General features: G+C 73.9%; 11 protein-coding genes. 7 read left to right on the plus strand and 4 right to left on the minus strand.

The genetic code is table 11. From position 1 onward, the window contains the following. Positions 1-7 precede the first annotated feature (7 nt). From ACFYOJ_RS24250 to ACFYOJ_RS24260, 3 genes are all read left to right on the plus strand, one after another. Positions 8-2233, plus strand: coding sequence for a bifunctional glycosyltransferase family 2 protein/CDP-glycerol:glycerophosphate glycerophosphotransferase (locus tag ACFYOJ_RS24250; protein WP_356556927.1), 2226 nt, complete (start codon positions 8-10; stop codon positions 2231-2233). Continuing rightward, positions 2230-3507 (plus strand): hypothetical protein, encoded by a 1278-nt coding sequence (locus tag ACFYOJ_RS24255; protein WP_356556926.1) that lies wholly within the window; start codon positions 2230-2232, stop codon positions 3505-3507. The genes ACFYOJ_RS24250 and ACFYOJ_RS24255 overlap by 4 nt, the downstream gene beginning before the upstream one ends. A 137-nt stretch (positions 3508-3644) precedes the next feature. Then, the gene (locus ACFYOJ_RS24260) at positions 3645-5201 is read left to right on the plus strand and encodes a hypothetical protein (RefSeq protein ID WP_356556925.1); all 1557 of its coding nucleotides are present in this window, start codon (positions 3645-3647) and stop codon (positions 5199-5201) included. On the opposite strand, the gene ACFYOJ_RS24265 is transcribed toward ACFYOJ_RS24260, so the two are convergent. After that, on the minus strand, positions 5202-5615 hold the full coding sequence (locus tag ACFYOJ_RS24265) for an organic hydroperoxide resistance protein (RefSeq protein ID WP_356556924.1): 414 nt from the start codon (positions 5613-5615) through the stop codon (positions 5202-5204). It lies immediately after the preceding gene. 122 nt (positions 5616-5737) lie between these two features. Between ACFYOJ_RS24265 and ACFYOJ_RS24270 the strand changes: the two genes are divergently transcribed. Both ACFYOJ_RS24270 and galE read left to right on the plus strand, forming a co-directional pair. Continuing rightward, positions 5738-6208, plus strand: coding sequence for a MarR family transcriptional regulator (locus tag ACFYOJ_RS24270; RefSeq protein WP_356556923.1), 471 nt, complete (start codon positions 5738-5740; stop codon positions 6206-6208). A 142-nt stretch (positions 6209-6350) separates the two neighbouring features. Then, a complete protein-coding gene (gene galE, locus ACFYOJ_RS24275) occupies positions 6351-7352 on the plus strand; it encodes a UDP-glucose 4-epimerase GalE (RefSeq protein WP_356556922.1) in 1002 nt (333 codons plus the stop codon). Between the two features lie 141 nt (positions 7353-7493). Here galE and ACFYOJ_RS24280 read toward each other — a convergent pair whose 3' ends face one another. From ACFYOJ_RS24280 to ACFYOJ_RS24290, 3 genes are all read right to left on the minus strand, one after another. Further along, complete coding sequence (locus tag ACFYOJ_RS24280; RefSeq protein WP_356556921.1) at positions 7494-8009, minus strand: carboxymuconolactone decarboxylase family protein; 516 nt, start codon at positions 8007-8009, stop codon at positions 7494-7496. Positions 8010-8208: 199 nt separating this feature from the next. Next, positions 8209-9096: an RNA polymerase sigma factor SigJ gene (gene sigJ, locus ACFYOJ_RS24285; protein ID WP_356556920.1), complete on the minus strand. Its 888-nt coding sequence runs from the start codon at positions 9094-9096 to the stop codon at positions 8209-8211. Between the two features lie 147 nt (positions 9097-9243). After that, positions 9244-9873 carry a TetR/AcrR family transcriptional regulator gene (locus tag ACFYOJ_RS24290; RefSeq protein WP_356556919.1) on the minus strand — a complete coding sequence of 210 codons (630 nt, stop codon included), beginning with the start codon at positions 9871-9873 and terminating at the stop codon, positions 9244-9246. Between the two features lie 199 nt (positions 9874-10072). On the opposite strand from ACFYOJ_RS24290, the gene ACFYOJ_RS24295 reads away from it, so the two are divergent. Further along, a complete protein-coding gene (locus tag ACFYOJ_RS24295) occupies positions 10073-11011 on the plus strand; it encodes an ABC transporter permease (RefSeq protein ID WP_356556918.1) in 939 nt (312 codons plus the stop codon). Beyond that, on the plus strand, positions 11004-11807 hold the full coding sequence (locus tag ACFYOJ_RS24300; protein ID WP_356556917.1) for an ABC transporter ATP-binding protein: 804 nt from the start codon (positions 11004-11006) through the stop codon (positions 11805-11807). Before ACFYOJ_RS24295 ends, ACFYOJ_RS24300 begins: the two co-directional genes overlap by 8 nt. Positions 11808-11955 lie beyond the last annotated feature (148 nt).

Consider the following 11955-nt stretch of genomic DNA (forward strand, 5'->3'; position numbering starts at 1 on the left):
ATCCGAAGTGCCCCGCTTCAGCGTCATCATCCCCTGCTTCAAGGTGCAGGGTTTCCTGCGCGAGTGCCTCGACTCGGTCCTGGGCCAGTCCTTCCGGGACATCGAGGTGATCGCGGTGGACGACTGCTCACCGGACGGCTGCGGCGCGATCCTCGACGAGTACGCGGCCCGCGACGACCGGATGCGCGTACTGCACCTGGAGGAGAACGTCGGTCTCGGCCGGGCCCGCAACGCCGCGCTGCCGCACGCCACCGGCGACTACCTGTTCTTCCTGGACAGCGACGACACCCTCACCCCGGGCGCCCTGCGCGCGATGGCCGACCGGCTGGAGGAGACCGGCGACCCGGACGTCCTGGTCTTCGACTACGCCCGCACCTACTGGTGGGGCGGCACCCGCCGCAACGTCCTCGCCCACGTCCTCGCCGAGGCCGCCGGCACCACCTTCACGGCCGCCGAACGCCCGGAGATCCTCGACCTGCTGATGGTGGTGTGGAACAAGGTCTACCGGCGCGACTTCACCGAGCGTGAGGGCTTCACCTTCCCGCCCGGCTACTACGAGGACACGCCCTGGACCTTCCCGGTGATGTTCAGCGCCGAACGGATCGCCACCCTGGACCGCATCTGCCTGAACTACCGGCAGCGGCGCAGCGGCAACATCCTGTCCACCACCAGCCGCAAGCACTTCGACGTGCACGAGCAGTACGGGCGGGTCTTCGCGTTCCTCGACGCCCGGCCGCACCTGGCCGAGTGGCGGCCTTTCCTGCACGCCAAGATGGGCCACCACTGTCTGGACATCCTCGCCAAGCCGGACCGGCTGCCCCCGTCCGACCGGGCCGAGTTCTTCCGCCGCACCGCGCAGATGTTCCGCGCGCACCGGCCCGAGGGGGCGCGGATCCCGGCCGAACTGCGGGTGCTGGAGCTGGGGTACACGGCGTACCTGCTGCGGCGGCAGTCCGGGCGGGCGGGCCGCGCGCTGGCACGGCGGACGCGGCAGGCGGGCGGGGCCGCCGCCGGACGCCTGGGCCGCGTCCGGTCCGCGGTGAACACCCGCCGCCCCCTGGACCCGGACCTCGTCGTGTACTCGGCCTTCTCCCACCGGGGCGTGCTCGGCGACCCGGCGGCGGTCTACCACAAGGCCCGCGAGATCGCCCCGCACCTGCGCGGGGTGTGGGTGGTGCGCGACGAGCGGGACGCGGCGCTGCTGCCCCCGGACACCGAGCACGTGCTGCTGGGCAGCGCGGCCTACCGCCGGGTGACCGAGCGGGCCGCCTGCTTCGTCAACAACGTCAACTGGCCGGGCGGCCTGGTCAAGCGGCCCGGCAGCGTGCACATCCACACCCACCAGGGCACCCCGCTGAAGTTCATGGGCGCCGACCTGCTGGGCAAGCCCGGCGCCCGGCACGGTCTGGACGTGCCGGGGATGCTGCGCCGCGCCGACCGCTGGGACTACAGCCTGGTCGCCAACCGGCACTCGGAGCTGGTGTGGGAGCGGGCGTACCCCTGTCACTTCACGTCCGCGCGGACCGGCAGTCCGCGCAACGACGTCCTGGTGAACGCCGGTCCCGAGCACGGCCGGCGGGTCCGTGAGCGGCTCGGTGTGCCCGAGGGCCGCACGGTGGTGCTGTACGCGCCGACCCGCCGCGAGTACCGGCGGGGCGGGTACGTCGAGCGGATCGACCTGGCCCGCCTCGCCGCCGATCTCGGCGAGGCGTACACCCTGGTGGTCCGGCTGCACCCGTCGCTGGCCGCCGGTCCCGCGCGCGGCCTGGGCCTGTCCGAGCTGCACCGGCGGGGCGTGGTCGTCGACGCGACGGACGAACCGCACGTCGAGGACGTGATGCTCGCCTCCGACCTGCTGATCACCGACTACTCCGCCCTGATGTTCGACTACGCGCTCCTGGACCGTCCGATCCTGATCCACGCCGACGACTGGAACGCCTACGCGGCGAGCCGCGGCGCCTACTTCGACATCACGGCCGAGGCGCCCGGGCACGTGTCGCGCTCCTACCGGGAGCTGACCTGGCTGCTGGAGTCGGGGGCGTGGCGGGACGAGGATGCGGCCCGGCTGCGGTCCGCGTTCCGGGCGCGGTTCTGCGAGTACGACGACGGGCGGGCCGCCGAGCGGGTGGTGCGCACGCTGATGCTGGGCGAGGGCATGCCCGCGTCGGCGGTCACCGTGCCCGCCGCCCGCACCGTCCCGGTGACCGGCCGCGACCTGCTGACGTTCTCGTGAGGCCGCGGACCTGGGTGCTGCTGCTGGCCGCGGCGTTCACCCTGCTCCAGCTCGCGAACGTCACCGGCCGGGACACACCCGACACCAAGAACTACCTGGCGTACGCGCTGAGCCTGTCCGGCGAGAGCAAGCGCGAGACGGCGGCGGCCACCATCGACTACGTGTGCGCGGGCCGGGCGTCGCTGGCCCGGCGCGAGCAGAGCGTGCACGTGGTCCGCTTCCACCGGCCCGACCCCACCGACCGGGTCATGACGGACTGCCAGAGGCGGGAGTGGGGGCAGGTGGAGCCGCGGCTGGCGGCCGGGCAGACCGGCGGGCACACCGTGCCGTACATGCCTGAGCGCTTCATGCGGATCTTCGAGGCGCGGCCCGGCTATCCGGTGGTCCTGGTGCCGTTCCTCGCCGCGTTCGGGGTGACGTGGGGGCTGTGGGCGGCGAGCGTGGCCATCGCCTGCGCGGGCGGTGTCCTCGTCTTCCTGATCCTGCGCACGCTGTCGGTGCCGGTGCCGCTCGCGCTGACCGGGCAGGCCCTGTACTACGTGCTGCCGAGCGGTACGACCGCCATGCGCCCGATGACCGAGGGGCTGCTGATGGCGCTGACGCTGGCCGCGGTGTGGGGCTGTGCGCTGGTGCTGCGGGCCGGGCGCCGGCGGGCGGGGTTCTCGCTGGTCGCCGGGGCGCTGCTCGCGCTGTTCGCGGTCAAGCACTCCCAGGCGCTGTTCCTCGGGGTGTGTCTGGCGGCGGCGGGCGGTGCCGTCGCCCTGTGGCGCCGCCGGCACGGCCGTCCGCCGGGCCGGGACGTGACGGCGCTCGCCGCGGTGGGCCTGGCCGGGGCGCTGCTGACGATGACACTGGCCCGGCTGCTGCACTACCCGACCGTGTCCGACAGCCTGCAGGACCTGCTCACCGGCCACTTCGCGCGGCCCGACCGGGAGCGTCCGTGGCCGGAGTTCTGGCAGTTGCAGGGCAACTTCTGGGTGGAGTGGCTGCGCCGGCAGGCGTGGGAGCCGCTGTTCGCCGCGGCCCTGGGCGCCGGGGCGTGGGGCGCGCTGCGGCGCGGGGGCGCGGTGGGCGTCTTCGTGGTCGCGGCGGCGTTCACCGGGATCCTCACCCAGGCCGGGCATCCGGACATCAACATCTGGGGCGAGCGGCTGATCGTGCTGGCCTGGCTGCTGCCGGTGGTGGGCATCCCGCTGCTGCTGGAGCCGGTGGCGCGGAGCCGGGTGCCGCTGCCCGCGCAGGGACACGCCGACCGGGCGCGGGCGGTGGGCTGAGGGGGCCTGAGGAGCTGAGGGGCGGGTCCGCCGCGGGCGGCCCGCCTCTCGCCCGTTGGGGTGAAGTGACGACAAGCCGCTGACACCGCCGGGAACATACGGCAAATGCCCCGGATGTCCCCTTTCTCTTTCCTCTCGTGAGCGCCGGCGTCCTCGTCCGGCGCTCCGTGCGCGGCGCGACGGCGCTGCGCGGCGGCCGCTCCTGGCGCCCCACCCCGTTCCAGTGCGCCGGTTTCCTGTTCTTCCTGGTGATGTCCCTCGCGTACTGGCGGGTGCCGCTGTGCTGCGACGCCGGCCAGCACGCGGCGGTGGTGGAGCGGCTGAAGGCCGACCTGCTGCGTCCGCGCCACCCGATGGCCGACCTGCCGGGCGCGGGCAGCGCCTACTACTCGCCGTACGCGGTGGCCCAGGGTCTGTTCGCCCGGCTCACGGGGCTGAGCGGCTGGGAGGTGGTGCGGCTCGCCGGGCCGGTGAACCTGCTGGTGCTGCTGACCGGCCTGAACCGCTTCGTGCGGGTGCTGTCTCCGCGGCCGTGGGCGCCGGTGCTGGCGCTGGGCGCGATGACGCTGCTGTGGGGCACCGAGCGGGCCTGGTGGAGCGGCTATCTGGGCCTGATGTCGATGACCGGCAACCTCGGCTACCCGTCGGCGTTCGCGATCGGTCTCACCTTCTGGGCCTGGGCGCTGACCGGCGCCCTGGCCCGGGACGCGCGCCGGGTGCGGTACGTGGGGCCGAGCGGGCTGCACGGCTTCGGCGGGTACGCGGCGCTGGGCGTCCTGTACGGGCTGGTCCTGCTGGTCCACCCGATCACGTCGGTGGCGGCGGTGCTGGGCGCGGTGGCGCTGGTGGCCGGGTGGCAGCACTGCCGGCGCGGCCGGCGCGCGGCGGTCGCCGGGCGGTGGGCGGTGGCGGGGGCGGCGGCGGTGGTGCCGGCGGCCTGCTGGCCGTACTTCGACGTGTTCGCGCTGGCCGGCGACGGCAGCGTGGACGGGATGCACCGGGTCCTGTACCTGGATCTGCCGGGGCAGTTCTGGCTGGCGCTGCTGGGGCTGCCGGCGCTGTGGCTGCGCGGGCGCCGCTCGGCGCGGGACCCGCTGGTGCTGATGTTCGCGCTGGACTGCGCGGTGGTGGCGTACGGCTGGTTCAGCGGCCACTACACCTACGGCAGGATCCTCGGGCTCACTCTGGTGCCGCCGCAGTTCGCCCTGGCGGTCGAGCTGGCGGCGGCGCGGCCGTGGGGCCGGCGGCGGCGGACGCTGGGCGCGGTGGCCGCCGCGGGCGCCGCGCTCGGGTTCCTGACGGTGCAGGCGGGGGCGGTGGTGCCGGCGGGTTTCGCGCAGCCGCCCGACTGGCCGTCGTACGCGTGGGCGGCCCGGCACATCGGCCCCGGCGAGGTCGTGATCACCGACGGCTACTACGCCGGGCACGCCATCGCCGGGTACGGGCCGAATCTCGCGGCGCCCGCCTGGCCCGACCCGTCGCTGGACGAGCGGGAGCGCAGGCGGCGCGTGGCCGACGTGAAGGCGTACCTCGCCCCCGGCTCGGACCCTGCCGTGCGCGCCGCCGTCGTGCGTCGCTACGACGTGCGCTGGCTGCTGCTGACGCGCTGGCATCCGGTGCCCGAGAAGGCGGTGGTGGTGGCGTGGAGCGAGCGCACGGGGGAGGTGCTGGCGCGGGTCGGGGCCGGGGACTGACTACTCGACGACCAGTTCGACGGGGATGTTGCCGCGGGTGGCGTTGGAGTAGGGGCAGACCTGGTGGGCCTGCTCGACCAGCTTGCGGCCGGTCTCCTCGTCCACGCCCCCGGGCAGCTCGACCCGGAGGGTGACGGCGAGCCCGAAGCCCTCGCCCTGCTTGCCGATGCCGACCTCGGCGGTCACCGCGGCGTCGGTGACGTCGACCTTCGCCCGTCGTCCGACGAGGCCGAGGGCGCTGCCGAAACAGGCGGCGTACCCGGCGGCGAACAGCTGCTCCGGGTTGGTGCCCCGCCCGTCGCCGCCCATCTCGACGGGGGCGCTGAGGGCGAGGTCCAGCTTGCCGTCGGAGCTGACGGCACGGCCGTCGCGGCCGTGGGTGGCGGTGGCGGCGGCGGTGTAGAGCGCGTCCATGGGGGAACCGTCCCTCTCTTCGGTGGGGTGTCGCGGCGGCTGCCGACGCCCACCAGTAGAGCACGCAATTCAATTGTGCACAACTGAATAGCGGGCACGTCCCGTCGGCTACCCTGGACCGCATGACCACGCCCGCCTCGGACTGGCTCCGCCTCGACCAGCAGATCTGCTTCTCCCTGAACGCCGCCTCACGCGCCTTCGGCGGGGTCTACCGCGTGGTCCTCAAGGAGCTGGGACTCACCTACCCGCAGTACCTGGTGATGCTGGTGCTGTGGGAGCACGGACAGCTGCCGGTCAAGAAGCTCGGCGAGCATCTGCGGCTCGACTCCGGCACACTGTCGCCCCTGGTCAAGCGGCTGGAGGCGGCCGGTCTGGTCCGGCGGGAGCGCAGCACGCGCGACGAGCGGTCGGTGGAGGTGCGGCTGACCCGGGAGGGCGCGGCGCTGCGCGGGCGGGCCGCCGAGGTACCCCGCCGGATCGCGGCGGCGACCGGCCTCGGCCTCGCGGAGATCCAGGACCTGCGCGCCCGCCTGGACCGGCTCACCGCCGCCCTGGACGCCTGCGATCCCGAGGCCGCCCCCGCCCCGTCCTGAGGCGCCGCCGACCGGGCGGAGCCTCCCCGCGGGAACCGGACGACGGACCGCGACCGTTGATGCCGACGAGGGACCGCTGCCGACCGAGGACCACTGCACCGCTGCCCGCACCGCACCGCACCGCTGACGAGGGGACGCTCACATGACCTGGCTGATCACCGGCGGTGCCGGATACATCGGGGCGCACGTCGTACGGGCGATGACCGAGGCGGGCGAGCGGACGGTCGTGTACGACGACCTGACCACCGGGATCGCCGAGCGCGTGCCCGACGGCGTCCCCCTGGTGGTGGGATCGGTCCTGGACGGGGAGCGCCTCGCGCGCACCCTCACCGGCCACGGCGTCACCGGCGTGGTGCACCTCGCGGCGAAGAAGCAGGTCGGCGAGTCGGTGGACCAGCCGCTGCGCTACTACCACGAGAACATCGAGGGCCTGCGCGTCCTGCTGGAGGCGGTCACCGCGGCCGGCGTGCCGTCCTTCGTCTTCTCCTCCTCCGCCGCCGTGTACGGCATGCCCGACGTCGGCCTGGTGACGGAGGAGACGCCGTGCGCGCCCATGTCGCCGTACGGCGAGACCAAGCTGGCCGGCGAGTGGCTGGTCCGCGCCACCGGCCGCGCGACGGGCCTGTCCACGGCGTCGCTGCGCTACTTCAACGTGGCGGGCGCGGCGAGCCCGGAGCTGGCCGACACCGGCGCCCACAACCTCGTCCCGATGGTCTTCGAGAAGCTCACCGAGGGCGCCGCCCCCCGCGTCTTCGGCGACGACTACGACACGCCGGACGGCACCTGCGTGCGCGACTACATCCACGTGGCCGACCTGGCCGACGCCCACCTCGCCGCGGCCCGCGCCCTGACGGCGTCCCCGGGCCGCTCCCTCACCCTCAACATCGGCCGGGGCGAGGGCGTCTCCGTCCGCGAGATGATCGACCGCATCAACGCCCTCACCGGCCACGACCGGCCCCCGACGGTCGCCCCGCGCCGCCCCGGCGACCCCGCCCGCGTCGTCGCCTCGGCCGACCGCGCCACCGCCGAGCTGGGCTGGAAGGCCAAGTACGACGTCGAGGACATGATCACCTCGGCCTGGCAGGGCTGGCTCCGCCTGCACCCGGAGGCGGCGCGGGACGGCGGGACGGGACGGAACCGCTGACCGGCCCGGCGGCCGGAGCGGTCGGAACGGTCGGGGCGGTCGAGGCGGTCGAGGCGGTCGAGGCGGTCGGGGCAGTCTGAGCGGGCCCGGCAGCGCGCCCCCGGCCCCGCCGCCGGGAGGAAAGGGCCCCGTTCCGCGCGGTCACTCCCCCGTGGCCGCGCGCCACTGCTCGGCGGGGGCGACGCCCGGCAGCGGCCTGCCGATCAGCGCGAGCGGGACGAAGAAGTTGACCTGGCCGATCACCATGGCGAGCGTGGCCAGCGCCTTGGCGTCGTAGTGCCCGGCCGCCCGCGCGTACAGGGCGTCGGGGACGCGCTCCCCGTGCGGGGCGGGCGTGAGCACGGCCTCCACCAGCTCCAGCGCCACCCGCTCGGCGTCGGTGAAGTACGGGGCGTCCTTCCAGGAGGCCACGGCGGTGATCTTCTCCTCCGGCACCCCGGCCCGGCGCAGGTTGCCGGTGTGCAGCACCGTCAGGTAGGTGTTCCCGACGAGCTGTCCGGCCCGCAGCTGGACGAGGCACACGGTGCTCCGGGGAACCGTCCCGTTGCCGGCGATCCTGAACAGGCCGGCGGCGACGGCGCCGAGTTCGGGGACCAGCTGCTGCGGGTCGGAGAACCGGGGGGTGAGGGCGGAGAGGCCGGTCGTGGTCGCGGTCATGGGGTGTCCCTTCCAGGAGGCGGGCCGCTCGGGCCCGGCCGATCGGCTCGTACACCGCACTGACGTCCCGGAGCGGACGGAGGTGACCGCCCGGGCCGGATTTTTTTCCGGCCCGGCCGGCCGTCCCGCCGGGGCACACGCCGGCCCCCGTCCGACGGGCCGTGGGGCGCGCCGGACGGGGGCCGGAGGGGCGGAGGGGTCAGCCTTCGACAGCGGTGAGGTCGAGCCGGGCCAGGCGCTCGGGGTCGGCCAGGATGTCGATGGCGGTGATCCGGCCGTCGACGGCGGTGAAGCTCATGACGGACAGCGGCTTCCCGTCGAGGGTGTTGACCAGTCCGGCGAGGCCGTTGACCAGCGCGGGGTGCGTGGTCGCGGCGGTGGCCATCCGCCGGAAGGTGTCGAGCTGCCCGGCCACTGCCTCGGCGCCGCGGACGACCCGCAGGCCCCCGGTGAGCGCACCGCCGTCCGCGCGCAGCACCACGTCCGGGTCGAGGAGGGCCAGCAGCGCGTCGAGGTCGCCGCCGCGCGCGGCGGCCAGGAAGGCGTCCACCACGCGGCGCCGGCCGGACGGGTCGGGGTCCGGGGGCGGGGTGGCGCCGCGGACCCGCAGCCGCGCCCGGCTGGCCAGCTTCTTGGCCGTCGCCGGCGTGCGGTCGACGATCGGCGCGATCTCCTCGAAGGGCAGCCCGAACATGTCGTGCAGCACGAACGCCAGCCGTTCCGCCGGGCTGAGGGACTCCAGCACCACCAGCAGCGCCAGCCCGACCGAGTCGGCCAGCAGCGCCTGCTGCTCAGGGTCGTGCCCGCCCTCCCGGGTGATCACCGGATCGGGCAGCCGCTCCTCCAGCGGCTCCTCGCCCCGCCGCTTGCGGGAACGGAGCATGTCCAGGCAGACCCGTCCGACCACCGTGGTCAGCCAGCCGCCGAGGTTGTCGATCCGACGGTCGTCGGAGCCGGTCAGCCGCAGCCAGGCCTCCTGCACCGCGTCGTCCGCCTCGGTCAGCGAACCGAGCATGCGGTACGCGACCGCCTTGAGGTGAGGACGGTGCTCCTCGAACCGGGCGGCAAGGTGATCCGGGGCGTTCACGATCGCACGACCTTTCGTCAGACGGCATCGTCAGCAATGACGCACCGCGCGCCGGAAAGGTGACCGGAAGGCGGGAACCGGCCGGGACGGCCGGGTCGCGGACGGCCGCCTGCGGGACCCGCCCCGCCTCACTCCCCTCGCCTCGCCTCACAGCGCCTTCAGGCCCTCCGCCGTCGCCCGCGCCAGTGCCGCCAGATACCCCTTCGGCGGCTTCCCGCCGCGCACGACCACCGAGCGCCAGTACAGCGGCCCCGAGATCAGGTCCAGCGCCAGGTCCGTGTCGACGCCGGCGCCGAGCTCGCCGCGCTCCCGCGCCGCCTCGAGGATCCTGCTGGCGACCCCGTCCTGCCCCTCCCGCACCGTCTTCTGCAGGGCCTCGGCGATGTCCGGATTGCGCGCCGCCTCCGCCTGGAGGTCCGGGATGATCTGCGAGGCCACCGGGTGGCGCAGGGCGCGGGACGTCACCTCGTACAGCAGCCGCAGGTCGCCCTCGAGGGAACCGGTGTCCGGCACGGGCAGGCCCTGCACCGCGAGCGCGGAGACGATGTCGAGCACCAGGTGCAGCTTGGAACGCCAGCGCCGGTACACGGCCGTCTTGCCGACCCCCGCGCGCCGGGCGATCCCCTCGATGGACATCCGCGCGTAGCCGACGGCCGCGAGCTCCTCGAAGACGGCCGCCCGGATGGCCTCCGTCACGTCCTCGCGGAGCACCGCCGCCCCGGCGGGGGTCCTGCGGCGCGGGCGCGGCTGCGGCTCGTCGGCGGCATGGGTCGTCATGCGAGCCAAGCATAGGGCGTGACGACGGAACGGTTGCGTTCCGACGTTCCCACGCCCTACGCTCACGTGACGACGATACGGTCCCGTCCCGACGTAGGAGAACGCCCGCCGGCATGCGGGTGAACGCGGGGCGCCACCCCTCCCCGGGCCCCGGCAACCGAGACCCGAGACCCGCAGACCCCGAGCGAAAGCAACAGATGTGAGCCAGGTCCTCGACACACCACCCCCGGCACCGGCGGTCACCGCCTCCGCCGGGGGCGCCGCCGGCCACGACCTCGCGGCCCTCGCCGCCCGCCACGGCCTCTCGGTCAGCGGCGCCCGCCCCTCCCTGCCCGCGTACGTCCGCCGGCTGTGGGCGCGCCGGCACTTCATCGGCGCCTTCGCCACGGCCAAGCTGACGGCCCAGTACAGCCAGGCGAAGCTGGGCCAGGTCTGGCAGGTGATGACGCCCCTGCTGAACGCGGCGGTGTACTACTTCATCTTCGGCGTGCTGATGAACACCCAGCGCGGCGTGGAGGACTACGTCCCGTTCCTGGTCACCGGCGTGTTCGTGTGGACGTTCACGCAGAGCTCGATCATGGCGGGCACCCGGGCCATCTCCGGGAACCTCGGTCTCGTGCGCGCCCTGCACTTCCCGCGGGCCGCGCTGCCGGTGTCGTTCTGCCTCCAGCAGCTGCAGCAGCTGCTGTTCTCGATGACCGCCCTCGTCGTGATCCTGCTCGCCTTCGGCGTGCCGCCCGCCGCGTCCTGGGTGCTGGCCGTCCCGGCACTGCTGCTGCAGTTCCTGTTCAACGCGGGCGTGTCGCTGGTCATGGCCCGGATCGGGTCCAGGATCCCCGACATGGCCCAGCTGATGCCGTTCCTGCTGCGCACCTGGATGTACGGCTCGGGCGTCATGTTCAGCATCCCCCACATGACCGGCCCGGACAGCGGCCTGCCCTCCTGGGTCGGCACCGTGCTCCAGGTCAATCCCGCCGCCGTCTACATCGACCTGATGCGTCACGCCCTGATCGACAGCTTCGGCGGCGGCATGCTGCCGGACCACGTGTGGGCGCTGGCCGCGGGCTGGGCGCTGGTGGCCGCGATCGGCGGCTTCGTCTACTTCTGGAAGGCCGAGGAGACCTACGGTCGTGGCTGACACCCCCCGCATCACCCCGCAGGCGGACGAACGCGTCCCCACCGTCGTCGTCGACGGTGTCGACATCGTCTACCGGGTCAACGGCGCCGGTGCCGGACGCGGCTCCGCGACCGCCGCCCTCGACCGCATCGTGCGGCGCAGGAAGGCCGAGAAGGCGGCGGGCGTGCGCCGGGTGCACGCCGTGAAGAACGTGTCCTTCGTGGCGTACCGCGGCGAGGCGATCGGCCTCATCGGCACCAACGGTTCCGGCAAATCGACCCTGCTCAAGGCGGTCGCGGGCCTCCTGCCGGTGGAGAACGGCCGCATCTTCACCGACGGCCAGCCCTCCCTGCTGGGCGTCAACGCGGCCCTGATGAACGACCTGTCCGGCGAGCGCAACGTCCACCTCGGCGGCCTGGCGATGGGCATGTCCCGGACGCAGATCAAGGAGCGCTACCAGGAGATCGTCGACTTCTCCGGGATCAACGACAAGGGCGACTTCATCTCCCTGCCGATGCGCACCTACTCCTCCGGCATGGCGGCCCGGCTGCGGTTCTCCATCGCCGCCGCCAAGGACCACGACGTCCTCCTCGTCGACGAGGCGCTGGCCACCGGCGACCGCTCCTTCCAGAAGCGGTCCGAGAAGCGCATCCGGGAGCTGCGCGAGCGCGCGGGCACCGTGTTCCTGGTCAGCCACAGCAACAAGTCCATCCGCGACACCTGCGACCGCGTCCTGTGGCTGGAACGCGGCGAGCTGCGCCTGGACGGGCCGACCGACGAGGTGCTCAGGGAGTACGAGAAGTTCACGGGCAGGTAGCCCGGCGCGCCGAGGCCGGCGGCCGGGCCCACGGGGGCGCGTGAACGCCCCTTCCCTCGTTCGCCCCCTCCACACTCCACCCAATTGTCCTGATTATCCCATCAATGACACCATGACCGGACAGAAGTGAGGGAGCGACGCCAGGCGA

Origin of the sequence: Streptomyces sp. NPDC006384 (assembly GCF_042870695.1) — a bacterium.
GTDB lineage: Bacteria > Actinomycetota > Actinomycetes > Streptomycetales > Streptomycetaceae > Streptomyces.